The sequence below is a fragment of the Vogesella perlucida genome, from assembly GCF_979366545.1.
The window spans coordinates 323,357-338,363 of sequence record NZ_CEETRO010000001.1 but is presented as its reverse complement, the minus strand read 5'-3'; the positions used below and the strand labels follow the sequence as shown (position 1 = coordinate 338,363).

The 15,007-nt window shown below is 54.9% G+C and carries 11 protein-coding genes and 2 tRNA genes; 9 read left to right on the top strand and 4 right to left on the bottom strand.

Annotated elements, in window-relative coordinates:
* The first annotated feature begins 164 nt into the window (after positions 1–164).
* From metG to ACZ9XP_RS01615, 4 genes are all read left to right on the top strand, one after another.
* Positions 165–2,225 carry a methionine--tRNA ligase gene (gene metG, locus ACZ9XP_RS01630; RefSeq protein ID WP_147682351.1) on the top strand — a complete coding sequence of 687 codons (2,061 nt, stop codon included), beginning with the start codon at positions 165–167 and terminating at the stop codon, positions 2,223–2,225.
* A gap of 220 nt (positions 2,226–2,445) precedes the next feature.
* Complete coding sequence (locus tag ACZ9XP_RS01625; protein ID WP_147682350.1) at positions 2,446–2,631, top strand: hypothetical protein; 186 nt, start codon at positions 2,446–2,448, stop codon at positions 2,629–2,631.
* A 60-nt stretch (positions 2,632–2,691) separates the two neighbouring features.
* A tRNA-Met gene (locus ACZ9XP_RS01620) sits at positions 2,692–2,768 on the top strand.
* Positions 2,769–2,899: 131 nt separating this feature from the next.
* Positions 2,900–2,976, top strand: a tRNA-Met gene (locus ACZ9XP_RS01615).
* A 161-nt stretch (positions 2,977–3,137) separates the two neighbouring features.
* On the opposite strand, the gene ACZ9XP_RS01610 is transcribed toward ACZ9XP_RS01615, so the two are convergent.
* The gene (locus ACZ9XP_RS01610; protein WP_147682349.1) at positions 3,138–3,815 is read right to left on the bottom strand and encodes a TetR/AcrR family transcriptional regulator; all 678 of its coding nucleotides are present in this window, start codon (positions 3,813–3,815) and stop codon (positions 3,138–3,140) included.
* A 111-nt stretch (positions 3,816–3,926) separates the two neighbouring features.
* Between ACZ9XP_RS01610 and ACZ9XP_RS01605 the strand changes: the two genes are divergently transcribed.
* The gene (locus ACZ9XP_RS01605; protein WP_147682348.1) at positions 3,927–5,729 is read left to right on the top strand and encodes an amidohydrolase; all 1,803 of its coding nucleotides are present in this window, start codon (positions 3,927–3,929) and stop codon (positions 5,727–5,729) included.
* A 204-nt stretch (positions 5,730–5,933) separates the two neighbouring features.
* Here the strand turns inward: ACZ9XP_RS01605 and ACZ9XP_RS01600 are convergent, their stop codons facing one another.
* The 3 genes from ACZ9XP_RS01600 to ACZ9XP_RS01590 are packed head-to-tail and all read right to left on the bottom strand — an operon-like array spanning position 5,934 to position 8,298.
* Positions 5,934–6,455 (bottom strand): GNAT family N-acetyltransferase, encoded by a 522-nt coding sequence (locus ACZ9XP_RS01600; protein ID WP_147682347.1) that lies wholly within the window; start codon positions 6,453–6,455, stop codon positions 5,934–5,936.
* A gap of 53 nt (positions 6,456–6,508) precedes the next feature.
* Positions 6,509–7,573 carry an ATP-binding protein gene (locus tag ACZ9XP_RS01595; RefSeq protein ID WP_147682346.1) on the bottom strand — a complete coding sequence of 355 codons (1,065 nt, stop codon included), beginning with the start codon at positions 7,571–7,573 and terminating at the stop codon, positions 6,509–6,511.
* Between the two features lie 2 nt (positions 7,574–7,575).
* Positions 7,576–8,298: a response regulator gene (locus tag ACZ9XP_RS01590; protein WP_147682345.1), complete on the bottom strand. Its 723-nt coding sequence runs from the start codon at positions 8,296–8,298 to the stop codon at positions 7,576–7,578.
* 107 nt (positions 8,299–8,405) lie between these two features.
* Here ACZ9XP_RS01590 and ACZ9XP_RS01585 point away from each other — a divergent pair, with 107 nt between their 5' ends.
* The 4 genes from ACZ9XP_RS01585 (at position 8,406) to ACZ9XP_RS01570 (ending at position 14,934) form a co-directional block, all read left to right on the top strand.
* The gene (locus ACZ9XP_RS01585) at positions 8,406–9,551 is read left to right on the top strand and encodes an efflux RND transporter periplasmic adaptor subunit (RefSeq protein WP_147682344.1); all 1,146 of its coding nucleotides are present in this window, start codon (positions 8,406–8,408) and stop codon (positions 9,549–9,551) included.
* Positions 9,552–9,571: 20 nt separating this feature from the next.
* Positions 9,572–12,715: a multidrug efflux RND transporter permease subunit gene (locus ACZ9XP_RS01580; protein ID WP_465187891.1), complete on the top strand. Its 3,144-nt coding sequence runs from the start codon at positions 9,572–9,574 to the stop codon at positions 12,713–12,715.
* Positions 12,715–14,097: an efflux transporter outer membrane subunit gene (locus tag ACZ9XP_RS01575; protein ID WP_147682342.1), complete on the top strand. Its 1,383-nt coding sequence runs from the start codon at positions 12,715–12,717 to the stop codon at positions 14,095–14,097. Before ACZ9XP_RS01580 ends, ACZ9XP_RS01575 begins: the two co-directional genes overlap by 1 nt.
* Positions 14,098–14,187: 90 nt before the next feature.
* Positions 14,188–14,934, top strand: a complete 747-nt coding sequence (locus ACZ9XP_RS01570; RefSeq protein ID WP_147682341.1) for a hypothetical protein — start codon at positions 14,188–14,190, stop codon at positions 14,932–14,934.
* Positions 14,935–15,007: the final 73 nt, after the last annotated feature.

Sequence of the window (15,007 nt, the reverse complement as noted above, 5' to 3'; positions counted from 1 at the left end):
CATGGCCTCTGGCCCTGCCGGCCTGGCCATCGCCCCAAGCTGAACCCGCTGTAACGATAGGCGGAGCAGCGTAATTGCAGAAGGTTGGCCGCGATGACTGTCGCGGCCAACCTTTGTCGTTATAATCGACGGTTTACCGAATACCTTTCACCGGACGCTTCTCCATGACCACACGCAAGATTCTGGTGACCAGTGCACTGCCTTACGCCAACGCGGGGCTGCACCTTGGCCACATGCTCGAACAGATCCAAACCGATATCTGGGTGCGTTTCCAGAAGATGCGCGGCCACGAGTGCTACTACGTGTGTGCCGACGACACCCACGGCGCCCCCATCATGCTGGCAGCCGAGAAGCGCGGCATTACCCCCGAGCAGCTGATTGCCGAAGTAGAAGCGCTGCACGTGGCCGACTCGCAGGGTTTCCTGATTGGCCACGACAGCTACTACAGCACCAACAGCCCGGAGAACAAGGAACTGGCGCAGCAGATGTACCGCGCGCTGCGTGCCGATAACAAGATTACCTCGCGTACCATCGAGCAGCTGTTCGACCCGGAAAAGCAGATGTTCCTGCCAGACCGCTTCGTGAAAGGCGAATGCCCGAAATGCAGCGCCAAAGACCAGTATGGCGACAACTGTGAAGTGTGCGGCGCCACTTACAACCCCACCGAGCTGAAAAACCCGTACTCGGCCGTGTCCGGCGCCACCCCGGTGCTGAAAACCTCCGAGCACTACTTCTTCCGCCTGGGCGAGTGCGCCGACTTCCTGCGCGACTGGACCAGCGGCCAGACCACCCGTGCCGACGGCGTGGTACAGCCGCATCTGCAGCCGGAATCGCTGAACAAGATGAACGAGTGGATCGGCGGTGGCCTGCAGGACTGGGACATCAGCCGTGACGCCCCGTACTTCGGCTTCGAGATTCCCGACGCGCCGGGCAAGTACTTCTACGTGTGGCTGGATGCGCCGATCGGCTACATGGCCAGCTTCAAGAAGCTGTGCGCACAGCTGAACCTGGACTTCGACGCCTGGTTCAAGCCTGACACCGACACCGAGATGTACCACTTCATCGGCAAGGACATCCTGTACTTCCACGCACTGTTCTGGCCCGCCACGCTGAAGTTCTCCGGCATGCGCGCGCCTACCGGCGTGTTCGCCCACGGCTTCCTCACCGTGGACGGCCAGAAAATGTCCAAGTCGCGCGGCACCTTCATCACCGCCAAGAGCTATCTGGAATGCGGCCTGAACCCGGAATGGATGCGTTACTACATCGCCGGCAAGCTCAACAGCCGCATCGAAGATATCGACCTGAACCTGGGTGATTTCGTGGCTCGCGTCAATTCCGACGTGGTGGGCAAGTACGTCAACATCGCCAGCCGCGCCGCCGGCTTCATCACCAAGCGCTTTGGCGGCAAGCTGGCCGACAGCGTGCAGGATGAAACCCGCCTGCTGGGCAATATCGCCGCCGAGGCCGACAACATCGCCGCCGCCTTCGAAGCGCGCGAGTACGCCAAGGCGCTGCGCGAGATCATGGGCATTGCCGACGTGGTGAACGCCTATGTTGATGCCAACAAACCGTGGGAGCTGGCCAAGCAGGAAGGCCAGGAAGCGCGCCTGCACGAAGTGTGCACCGTGTTGATCAACGCCTTCCGCCTGCTCACCATCTACCTGAAGCCGGTACTGCCGAAAGTGGCGCAAGACGTGGAGGCCTTCCTCGACGTGGCGCCGCTGCAGTGGACCGACGCCCAGCAGCCGCTGCTGGGTCACACCATCAAGCCGTACCAGCACCTGATGCAACGCGTCGACCCGGTGCTGGTGGACAAACTCATCGAAGCGAACAAACAGACAATGGAAGCACAAGCACCGGCCGCTGCGGCCAACTACGAGCCGCTGGCCGACACCATCAAGATCGACGACTTTGCCAAGCTGGACCTGCGCGTGGGCAAGGTACTGGCCTGCAACTTTGTGGAAGGCTCCGACAAGCTGCTGCAGTTCACCGTCGATCTGGGCTTTGAACAGCGCAACATCTTCTCCGGTATCCGTTCCGCCTACCAGGAGCCGGAAAAGCTGGTTGGCCGCAAGGTGATCGTGGTAGCCAACCTGGCCGAACGCAAAATGCGCTTTGGTGTATCGCAAGGCATGATCGTCTGCGCCTCCGGTAACGACGACAGCAGTGGCCTGTTCCTGCTGGATGCCGACGACGGCGCCCAGCCAGGCATGCGCGTAGGCTAAGCTGTACCGGTATCCACACCACAACGCCCCGCATTGCGGGGCGTTTTTCTTGTTTGTCATCCGGCGTTCATTTGCCGCTGCTAAGCTGTCTGACAATACACGGGAACCTCGTAGTCTTACGTATGGTCAATGCCTTTGACACTGTGTATGGTGTCCTGTAGCTTCAAGCTGTTTTACCAATAGTTCATAACAAGAATGAAAACTGAAAAGGAAATTTACAATGCGTATCAACCAACTGGAACCAGGTCATAGCATCCTGGAAGTCACCGATAGCGGTGAAGAGCTGCGTTTTGAAGTCATGGACGTGCGTGCAGTAGGCCGCCGTTACGAAGTGACCATGCGCACACCTGCGGGTGTGGAAAGCGTGATTTACCCCGCTAACGCCTACGTACAGACGGCAGCCTGAGTTATTTTTGTAAAAAGCTTGACGCGGCAGTGCTCTACAGATATAGTTGCTCCTCTCTGTCGCGGGATGGAGCAGTCTGGTAGCTCGTCGGGCTCATAACCCGAAGGTCGTAGGTTCAAATCCTGCTCCCGCAACCAAGTTTTCGAAAAAGCCAATCGAAAGATTGGCTTTTTCATTTCCGGCAAAGCCTTCCGGAAAACAAATTGATAATTACAGTAAATAATCATTGACATCACGATAGATACTGTATATTATTCAACACATCAGACGCGGGATGGAGCAGTCTGGTAGCTCGTCGGGCTCATAACCCGAAGGTCGTAGGTTCAAATCCTGCTCCCGCAACCAAACACAAACCCCTGATTCAATTGAAAAATTGGATCAGGGGTTTTGCGTTTTTAGCATCGCTAAAACTGTCACAACGCCACTTGTGACAGATCTGTGCCAGTTTTGAGCAGTTTTCTGTGGCAGCGTGATCAGTGTTTATGCGCTACACCCGGATACGCTGGCTAGCGCTGTATTGGCGGCGGAGGGCACTGGCAGACAGCCCGACTGCTTGGCGTGCGTGCGTTCAGATAAATGCGCAGCATGCCGATCAGCGTGCGCCGGTAGATGCGCAGGATGAGCGCTTTCTCGCCGGGCGTGGCCGTGGCGTAGGCGGTATTGAAGGTGCCGATTACCCGGTACAGCATGGCCCCGTATGTCAGTAGCTGCGCCCGCGGCCAACCCTGGCGGTAGGTCGATAGCAGGTCGGCCAGATAGGCCGCACTGCGCTGTACGTGTTCGTTTTCCAGTTGGCGCAGTGCAGGCAGCATCTCCACCAGATGGGCCATGTGCTGGTATCCCCAGGTGTTTTCATATAGCTGGCTTTGCCGGCTTTCCAGCTGTCTGACCATCGCCACGAAAGGCAAACCCTGCCTGGCTTGCGCCAGCATGTCATCGTAAATGGCGTACACCGGTGCGACCCAGTGCAGGTAGAGCGTGCACAGGATGGCTTCCTTATCCGGAAAATACTGGTAGACCGAGGCCACGTTTACGCCGGCTTCCTGGGCGATGCGGTTGGTGCTCAGCGCCTCGTAGCCAGCCACGGCCAGGATCTGGCGGCTGCTGTCCAGGATGCGGTTCACCGAGTCCAGGGAGCGTTGCTGGGCAGGCTGTTTTTTCAGGAAGGCGAAGCAGTCGATCATGCGGACGAAAAGACACAGGGTAGGGAAGACGTCGGCAGATACTAGCAGGTTTGCTTGCTATGAATAAATGTAAGTAATAACTTACTATTTCCAAGCCCACAGGAACGCCTCATGACGACTACCCATCCATACCGCCGCCGCAGTCTGGCTGCCCTTACGCTGGCTGTTGCGGCCACCCTGTATGCCGGCACGGCCGTGGCGGCTCCATTTGCGGACCACATCTATGTAAACGGCGTGGTTTATACCGTAGATGCCAGCGACAGTGTGCAACAAGCCGTGGCCATTCGGGATGGCCGCATCATGGCGGTGGGCAGTGATGCGCAGATTCGCGCTCTGGCCGGCCCCGCCACCCGCACCGTTGATCTGGCCGGCAAGATGATGCTGCCCGGCTTGGTTGATGCCCACCTGCACCCGCTGGGCGGGGGCGCCTTGCTGCGCAGCTGTTCGCTGGCGTATGAATCACTCGATACCAGCGCCATCGGTGAGCGGATTCGCCAGTGCCTGACCGCCCAGCCACTGCCGGCCGGGGCATGGTTACAGGTACAAGCCTGGTTCCGCCAGGGCATGCCGGCAGGCTCCGACCTGAGTGCCGCCGTGCTGGACAGCATCGAGCCCACCCGCCCGGTGATTGTGGTCTCCAGCGATCACCACACCCTGGCGGCCAACAGTGCCGCCATGCGTGCCGCCAAACTCAGTGCCGCCACGGTAGCGCCTAGCAACGGCAAGATCCTGCGTTTGCCGGACGGGCGGCCCAGCGGCATTTTTGAAGACGGGGCCATGGAAAACGTGATGCAGGCCATGCCGCCGCTGCCGGCTGCCGCTGCACGAGCCCAGCGCCGCGACTATGCGCTGGCTGCTTTGTCCGCCCTGAATGCGCAAGGGGTGACCACCTTTCTGGACGCCGCCGCCGATCCGCACAGCCTGCAGACATTTACTGCCTTGCGGGCGGAAGGCAAGTTAACGGCGCGCGCGCATTTTGCCCCGGTCATTACCCCGGACCAAGCCCGCCAGCCGGAGCAGGCTGCGGCCAACGTAGGCAAGCTGGCCAAGCGCTACCACCAGCCGCGCGTGGACGGTCAACCGGATATCCGGCTGACCACTGCCAAAATCTTCATGGACGGCGTGATCCAGGCCCCGGCTCAAACGGCGGCACTGCACGCACCCTATCTGCACAATCATGGCAGCGAGGCCGCGCCGGACTGGCGTGCCGGTGATAAGCGCGGCGAACTGTACTTTGACCAGGTCAAGCTGGACCAGCTGGTGCTGGCCCTGGCTCGCCGGCAGCTCACCCCGCATTTGCATACCGATGGTGACCAAGCCGTCACCGTTGCCCTTAACGCGGTAGAAAAACTGCGCAAGGTCTACCCGAACAGCACGCTGCGCCCGGCCCTGGCGCATAACGAGCTGGTTCGCCCGGCCGACTACCCGCGTTACCGCCAGCTGAACGCCTTGCCCATTTTGTCTTTCCAGTGGGGCAAGCCCGCAGCTGACACGCTGGATACCGTCAAACCGTATATCGGCCATGAGCGTTACCCCTATCTGGAAACGGCAGGCAAGTTCCAGCAGGCCGGTGCCACCATTGCTTTTGGTAGTGACTGGCCGGTTGATCCGTTAAACGAATGGTTTGCGCTGCAGATTGCTGTCACCCGTGCCAACCCTGGCGAAGCCGACCGCTACCCCGGCCGTCTGGGCGATGACCCCGGCCTGACCGTACCGCAGGCCATTCGTGCCTTCACCTACAATGCGGCGTACTCGTTGGGCAGGGAAAAGGATATCGGCTCGATTGAAGCCGGCAAGTGGGCCGATCTGATTGTGCTGGACCGTAATCTGCTGCAGATGCCGGCTACGGATATCCAGCGGGTGAAAGTGCTATCTACTGTTCTGGCGGGTAAAGAGGTGTATCGCCAGCCCTGATCAAGCGGCTGATGGCGTTACACATCCAGCGCATGCGAGGCCCTGCTGATGCAGGGCCTTTTTCATGCAGGGCTGGTCTGGACGACGTAATGGTTTCAAGCTTTGCGACCACCGCTGCGACACGCTGCCTCCGTTTTGTGGCTCTGCAAGCCGGCGCCGGTGCGGTCCGGGCTGGCGCCGTGCGGATAGTTGGCCGTTCATCTCTTACATCAACTTTTCAAACCTGAACGCTTCATCGGGCCCAGTCAAGTTATCCGACGGCGGCGCATGCGGATCGAGATGTTTTTGGTTGAAGAATTCCACTATTTTAAAACCACACACGTTCACATAAAAGTGGATATTCCGCTTTTCAAAATAGGGCGTGTGTGTTTGCCAAGACTTGGTTTCCGGGTAATGTGCTTCAATGGCAAACCAAGCCTTTCGACCTAAACCTTTTCCATGCTCACCTGATTTTATGAAGAAAAAATCAAGCGAATTGTCGTGAGTTTGCTGGTTGATACTGACGATAGCCCCACCTACTTTTTTATTGTTGTATAGGATGCGCAGCATGACGCTATTGGGTGATGTGATGGATTTGTCCAGATCATCATCTGATGGTATCGGTTCATCAAGGGTAAATCCTGGTTCACCCATGCATGCCAAAGAGAAAGCTTCCTGCAGTTCTTTCTTGAAGGCCGCGATGTCATCAGGGGTGGTTTTTTTCAGGATTATTTCATCATTCATCATGTGGTTTTCTCACCTTCTACAATGGTGCTGTGCTGAATTAAATCATGATGCGGCTACGGCAAGGTGCTGATGTGATGAGGAAGGGTTATCGTAAATGACGAGCCGTTCTTGACGTTTTTAGCATAAGCTACCTGGCCGCCATGAGCCTTGGCGATGGCAGCCACAACGGCCAAGCCCAAGCCACTACCTTGGCCGCACGCAGTTGGCGCGCGCCTGAAGGCAGTAAACATTTGGGCTATGAATGTGTCCGGGATACCAGGGCCTTCATCTTCGATACTGATCGAAAATGTTTCATTCACCATGCTGGTTTTAATCAGGATACCTCCTGGCATGGCATGTTTTGTTGCATTTTCCAGTAGTGCCAGAATGGCCTGTCGTATCTTCAGCGGGTCGCAAAAAGCAGAATTTGCCTGTATGTCCATGATGACGTGTTGATTTGTTTTTTTCAGCACATCTGTCATTGACTCAACGACATGTTGAATTTCCAAAGATATATCAACTTTCTGCTGGTTCAGGGGTAAGTGCCCACTCTCGACCAAGCTAACGACTCGCAGGTCTTCGATGAGCTGATTTAGGCTTTCAATTTGCATAAGCAGGCTGCGGAATTGTCGTTCATCCGGCTCGAACACGCCTTCGGCCAAACCTTGCAAGCGCCCCCTCAGAATGGTGACTGGTGTACGCAATTCGTGTGCAATCGCAGCATTCCAGAATACTTGCTCATTGGTAGCTTGCTGCAATTTTTCAACGAGCACGTTGAAGTCATTGACAAGATGAAACGCCTCAAGCGGGGCATTTTCATTAGCGACTGCGCGTGCTGATAAATCACCATCGGCCACTTTTTTGATACTGTCGGTGACGGATTTTAATGGTGAGAGTATTCGTTTTGAGATGTGGGATGCAACGCCTACGGCTAGTCCCAGTGCGGTTAAAGTTGTTAATATGAACCAGACCCATTCCGGACCCGTCTGCATGTAATCGTCGTCAGGAAAGTAGTTTGGCCAATATTTTTGCCAAAGAGCGTAAAGCACATACGAGGTAATCACGACCAATAGCGTGATGCCAACAGCCATGGCCATCATGGTAAGTGCAATCTGACGATAGATGCCAACCAGTTTCATCGCTAACTCCAAAGCCGGTAGCCAACACCACGTACACCATGTGGCATGTCTGTTATACCGGCTTTTTCCAGCTTTTTCCGTAGTTTGCTAATGTGGCTGTCAACCGTGCGTTCAAGGGTATCGCCCTCTGGCAAACAGCTGGCGAGCAGTTCCGCTCGGCTGAATACTCGCTTGGGTGCGGTAGCCAATTGGGCTAAAAGCTTGAATTCAGTCAGTGTCAGTTCCAGCACTAACGGCCCCTCACCGGTTTCTACCATCACCTCATGACTTTGCAAGTTGATCAGAAAGGGCATTGCCCTGAGTAATGATGATTGAAGAGGGGGCTGGTGCATATTGCTACGCCGCAGCACTGCCTGAACGCGAGCGACGACTTCTGCCGGGTTAAAGGGTTTGACAATATAGTCATCCGCACCGATTCGCAGCCCCATCAGCTTGTCGATATCCTGGTCCATGGCCGTAAGCATGATGACGGGTGTATTGCTGTGGAGGCGTATTTCTGACAATACGCGCCATCCATCTATTTCCGGCATCTGTACATCCAGCAAGACCAAGTCCGGTCTGGCGCTATGGTGTAGCGCCAGTGCTTCGCGCCCGTTTGCCGCAAACACACAGCGCATACCGCTGCGTGACAAATAGGCGGCCAGTATTTCGGCAATCTCGGCCTCGTCTTCTGCTATCAGGATCAAGCCAGACGGGGAGCGTGCCGCTTCATTCAGGTCAGACAATTTATTTCATCTCCATCCAGTCTCCACACAACGCCAACTATAAATCCATCAGGTAAATGCAAAATCTACCTTGGCTTGCTTTTTTACCCGTTCCTGGCGAGGTTTGTATGAAGATAAATCAGGTTTTGCTGCAAGGTGGTGCAGTCGCCGTGTCATTGTTGTTGGCCGCTTGCGAGCAACCTGTCGCAGATGAAACACCATTATCCCCAGTGGTGTCTACCGAGCTTGTGCTTCCCGCGACATTCAACACCAGCGAAGACCTCCCGGGGCGGGTGGAGGCGTTTCGCGTTGCCGAAATTCGGCCACAAGTCAGCGGCATCGTCCAGAAAAGGCTGTTTGAGCAAGGCGGGGAAGTCCGCGCCGGCCAGCCGCTATACCAGATCAATCCGGCTCCGTTTGTTGCCGAGAAAGACACGGCCAACGCTGCACTGCAAAGGGCTGAGGCTGCTTTGACGCGTGCGCAAGTCCAGACCCAGCGTCTGGCACCGTTGCTGGCGTCTGATGCGATTAGCCGCCAAGTTTACGACGATGCTGTTTCCCAGCGTGATCAAGCTGCTGCGGACGTCGCACAGGCACGTGCGGCATTGGCTCGTCGGCAACTGGACCTGAAATTTACCACCGTGGATGCCCCGATTGCTGGCCGCATCGATCAGGCATTGGTGACGGAAGGGGCGCTGGTTGGCACATCCGACACCAGCCCCATGGCGCGTATTCAGCAGATTGACAAAGTGTATGTTGATGTCCGTCGCCCTGCGGCTTCGCTGGAGGCTTTGCAACAGGCGCTGGAAAAGCATCGTGTGAATACCAGCAACGGCATGCCTGTCGCCATTTTGAAAAGCACTGGCGGTGTCTATGAGGTAAGCGCAAAGGTGCTGTTTTCCGGGGTCAATGTTGACTCGGGTACTGGCGATGTCCTCTTGCGTGTGCAAGTCGATAATCCGAAGCGCCAACTGCTGCCGGGCATGTTTGTTCGGGCAAGGATTCCGCTGGCCAGTTACCCGGACGCGTTGAGTGTGCCGCAACAAGCGGTGGTCAGGCCGGGTGGCAAAGCCCACGTCTGGACCATCAATAGCCAGAATGTGGCGCACCTTGCACCGGTTGAATTGGGCGAATTGGTCAGCCAGCGTTATCGCATCGTATCGGGTCTGAAACGAAGCCAGCGCATTGTGGTGGCGGGTATGGAGCGTCTGGTCGAGGGTATGCCGGTCACGCTAAGCAGCAATCTGGCGGCGACTCAGCCGGCTGTGCGCTAACCGGACGGAAGGGTTTATTCATGGCTAAGTTCTTTATTGATCGCCCGGTATTTGCCTGGGTGATCGCATTTTTCATCATGCTATCTGGCTTGATGGCTATTCCCAATCTGCCTATCGCCCGCTACCCCTCGGTGGCGCCGCCAAGCGTGACGATAACCGCCAGCTACCCTGGCGCGACGCCACAGGCCATGAACGATGGGGTGCTGAGTCTGATCGAGCGTGAAATATCCGGTGTAAAGAATCTTCTGTATTTCGAATCGACCACGGATACCTCGGGTTCGGCCTCTATCACCGTTACATTCAAACCCGGTACTGACCCAGAGCTGGCACAAGTCGACGTACAAAACAGGCTCAAATCAATCGAGTCCCGTTTACCACAAGCGGTTCGCCAGAATGGCCTGTCGGTCGAGTCTGCTTCGTCCGGTTTCTTGATGATTATCGGGCTGCGCTCCGATACCGGCCAATTCAGCGAGGTGGAACTGAGCGACTACATGGCGCGCAACATGGTGGAAGAGTTGCGTCGCATTGAGGGCGTTGGCCGCGTACAGCTATTTGGTGCGGAGCAAGCCATGCGCATCTGGGTAGATCCTGCCAAGCTGCTTGCATATGGGCTGACGATGGCGGATTTGTCCACGGCGATCAGCCAGCAAAATGCCCAGATATCCCCGGGCAGTATTGGCGCGGCGCCTGTTGTATCCGGCCAGCGGGTCACAGTCCCGCTGACCGTTCAGGGCCAGCTGAGCAGTCCAAATGAGTTTGCCAATGTGGTGCTCAAATCGAATGCAAATGGATCGAAAGTCGTTCTGGGCGATGTGGCGCGGGTCGAGCTGGGGGCGCAGTCATATGGTTTTGATAACCGTGAGAATGGCAAAAGTGCAACCGCAGCTGCCATCCAGTTGGCACCCGGCGCCAATGCGGTAAAAACGGCTGATGCAGTGAAAGCCCGCTTGGGCGAACTTAGCCAAGCCATGCCCAAAGGGATGACGTACTCGATACCTTTTGATACCGCACCATTTGTCAAAGCCTCTATTGAGAAAGTTATCCATACCTTGATTGAGGCCATGGTATTGGTGTTTCTGGTGATGTTCCTGTTTTTGCAAAATATCCGCTACACATTAATACCCGCCATTGTGGCACCTATTGCCTTGCTAGGTACCTTCACCGTTATGCTTTTGGCCGGTGCCTCTATTAATGTACTGACCATGTTTGGCATGGTGTTGGGTATTGGCATTATTGTGGATGATGCCATTGTGGTAGTTGAGAACGTAGAAAGGATCATGACCGAAGAGGGGCTGTCGCCACGAGAAGCCACTATCAAGGCGATGCGTGAAATATCCGGCGCGGTAATCGGCATTACCCTGGTATTGACTGCCGTATTTATTCCGATGGCTTTTGCGAGTGGTTCGGTGGGGGTAATTTATCAGCAGTTCAGTTTGTCCATGGCGGTTTCCATTCTGTTTTCCGCATTTTTGGCCCTGACGCTAACGCCTGCTTTGTGCGCTACTTTGCTGAAACCTGCTGCTTCCGGACATCATGCCAAGAAAGGTTTTTTTGGCTGGTTCAATCGTACCTTTGACGCGATGGCAAGCCGTTATCATTCCCAGGTGGCCAAGCTGATTTTGAAAGCAGGGCGGATGATGCTGATTTTTTCGGTGTTAACGGCGTGCTTGCTTGCGGGTTTCCACATTCTGCCGTCTTCATTTTTGCCGGAAGAAGATCAAGGGTATTTCATGACGGTTTTCCAGCTGCCAGCCGATGCTACGACACCCAGAACCTTGGAAGTGGTGGAGAAATTCGAGAAACATGTGCTTCAGCGCCCGGCAGTCAATGCCAGTCTATCGGTTCTGGGTTTTGGTTTTTCCGGGTCCGGCCCGAATACTGCCATGACCTTTACCACGCTGAAGGATTGGGACCAACGCGGCGGCGCTACTGTGAAATCTGAAGTGGAATCTGCATCGAAAGCGACCGAGGGGGTCGCAGAGGGCCGCGTTATGCATATGTCGCCACCAGCGATTGAAGAACTGGGCACCAGCTCGGGATTTACGCTCCGGTTGCAGGATCGTGCCAATCAGGGGTATGCGGCGTTGAAAGCTGCGGAAGTCAAACTGCTTGAGTTGGCCGCAAAGAGTACGGTGGTAACAGACGTTTATCCGGATGGACTGCCTGCTGGAACCAGTATTCGTCTTGATATTGACAGACAAAAAGCAGAGGCATTGGGCGTTGCGTTTACCAGTATCAGCGATACCTTATCTTCTGCTATCGGGTCACTGTACGTGAATGACTTCCCTAATGCCGGGCGTATGCAGCAGGTCATTTTGCAGGCTGATGCACCGGCACGCATGCAGATTGATGATGTCCTCAAGTTATATGTACGCAATGCCCAAGGTGGCATGGTGCCATTATCGGAAGTAGTGAAACCAGTGTGGAATGAAACGCCATTGCAAATGGTGAGGTACCAGGGTGTGCCAGCCACGCAACTATCCGGTAGTGCGGCACCAGGTGCTTCCAGTGGTGCGGCCATGGCCGAGATGGAGCGCCTGGCCAAGCAGCTGCCACCGGGATTCAGCATTGCCTGGACGGGGCAGTCTCTGCAAGAGCGTGGGTCTGCAACACAAGCACCGTTGTTGATGCTGTTGTCGATGCTGGTGGTTTTCCTGGTGCTTGCTGCACTTTATGAAAGCTGGAGTATTCCGATGGCCGTGATGCTGGTGGTGCCGTTGGGGCTACTGGGTGCCGTGGCGGCAGTCTTGCTCAGGGGGCTGCCAAATGATGTGTTCTTTAAGGTAGGTATGATTACCGTGATTGGTCTTTCGGCGAAAAATGCCATCTTGATCGTAGAGGTTGCCAAACAGCTCAGAGAACAAGGCAAGACCATTGCCGACGCAGTATTGACCGCTTCACGCTTGCGTTTGCGCCCGATTCTGATGACCTCTCTGGCATTTGGCCTTGGTGTCGTACCGTTGATGTTGGCCGCAGGTGCCAGTGCAGAAACGCAGCATGCTATTGGCACCGGTGTGTTCGGCGGCATGGTGAGTGCGACCGTGCTGGCCATATTTTTTGTGCCGGTTTTCTTTGTCTTTGTGATGAGCCTGCAGGAAAAAGTCAATGCCTGGGCAGGTAAGCGCCAGATTCATCGCCATGCTGCAGATGAGGGGTCTGTCTGATGAGAAAACATCTAGTCATTTTGTTATCCATGGCCACCTTGTCTGCGTGTTCACTCACCCCGGAACTGGTGATGCCGGATACCCCGGTGCCGAAGCTTTATCCATTGTCTGGTGGTGAGGACGGCCAGGTGAAGAAAGTCTATAGCGACTGGTCTGAAATTTTTCTTGATCCTCGCTTGCAGCAGTTGATCAAACACGCTCTCGTGAATAATCGCGACCTTAAATTGGCAACGCTTAATGTTGCAGCCGTTCAGGCGCAGTATGGTATTCAGCGTTCAGCCAGTTTTCCTTCTGTTGATGCCACGGTGAGTCTTACCCGTCAGCGTAGTAATACCAATGGTGGTGGTGCAACGGTGAGCTCACTGAAAAACATCGGAATAGGAACAAGTGCATTTGAAGTAGATCTGTTTTCTCGTGCGAGTACGATGACTGATGCCGCATTTGATCGTTTTATTGCCAGTGAGCAAGGGCGGAATGCAGCCGAAATATCGCTGATTAGCGCTGTTGCCGATGCCTATCATGCGCAGTTGCTGGCAAAAGAGCAGTGGCAACTAGCGAGAAAAACGCTGATTGACTGGCAACAGTCACTGGCACTAGTCCGTCAATTAAAAGATGCTAATCAAAGTAGCGGGCTTGATGTAGCGCAGGCTGAAGGTCAGGTGGCGAGTGCGGAGGCAGATGTTGAAGCCAGAAGTCGCGCTTTATTGCAAGCAAACAATAATCTGCAGTTGTTAACCGGTGGGGATGTGCCAGAACAAATGGTACCTGTTCCTTTGCTTGAAACATTACCCCGGCCCGTGCTGCAGGTCGGCCTGCCATCTGCCTTATTGACCCGCCGCCCTGATGTACTGCAAGCAGAGCATAATTTACGTGCTGCAAATGCAGATATTGGCGCTGCGCGGGCTGCATTCTTTCCACGGATTTCATTAACGACAACCTTTGGATATGGTAGTGCGGAGATGAAAAATCTGTTCTCGAGCGATAGCAGATCGTGGACATTTGTCCCTCAGCTCAGTCTTCCCATTTTTACCGCGGGCAAACTAAGGGCTGAGTTACGCTTGGCAGAGGTAAGAAAGTCTATTGCCGTTGCAGAGTACGAGCGTGCCATTCAGATCGCATTCAGAGAGGTGGCTGACGGATTGGCAGGGCGTGAAACCTATGGCCGCCAGATAGAGGCACAACAACGTGCCGTCGCCAGTGCAGAGAAAAGACTGAATCTATCTAACCTCCGTTATCGTGCCGGAATGGAAGGGCGGCTGGAACTGCTTGATTCTCAGCGTCAGCTATATGGTGCACGTCAGGTTTTGATTGATTTGCGTGCCGCAGAAATGAGCAACTTTGTTGCTTTGTATAAAGCGTTGGGCGGGAATTTTTCTTCCTGATGTGAGCCGGTAGCCAGGCTTTTTGCATGTTGGTCATGGGTGCGCCTGGCGACCGATTGACGCGCATGATCTTACTTGTGGTTGGGGTGAATGTTCTGGTTTGTACTGTTTGGTCAGGTGGCATCACAAGCAAGTTCGGTTGTGATGCAATGCATATTGCTGCTGTGGGCGTATAAAGCGACAGGGAGTGTCAGTGAGCTGGCTATCGCAGGAATGCTGATGCTGTTGCCGGCAGCTTTTTTGCGACCACTCGTGGATATGCTGGTAAGTGGTGGTGGTGCGCGTAGATTTTTGCTTGCATCATTGCTTGTCACTCACCTTTTTGTTTTTGTTTTTTTGTTTTTAAATGGCTGGCTCATAGCGGCTTATGCCGGTTTTTGTTTTGCTTTCCTGGCTTTTGGTCTGGTGCAAACATTTCAGCATGCTGCTGTCGTGGCATTGACTAAGCCGTTGCTGCTGCCTGATCTGCTTTTTGATGTTGAGATGGTGGGTGATTTTCTGGAGTTTTTTGTCTTTCTACTTGTTGTGGCAGTTTTTTTGCTGTTCTTGCCAGATATCCCTGTCTTTTTGGTGCTGTTGGTTTGTTTGCTTTCTTTATTGCTCGCGGTGAGCCCTGTTGTTTATTTTTCTATCTGTTGTGATGCAGATACGGGGCGTAGTGCAAGCAGAGCTGGGTGGTGCAAGCAAGCACTCATTTTGAGCTGGAAGACGATAGGCGGTGCACCGGTGTTTGTTCTGCTAGCGATGATTTTTTTCATGTTCGTGTTGATCTGGCTGATTGAATCATCGCTGCTTGCTAAAGCCAGCATGTGCTGGCTGGTATCAAGTGTGCAATGACAGGCTATGGCGCATGGTGACCTGCCTATCCCGTGGTGGCACACGGTGGTGAAATCGTCAGGCGGCAGGGTCG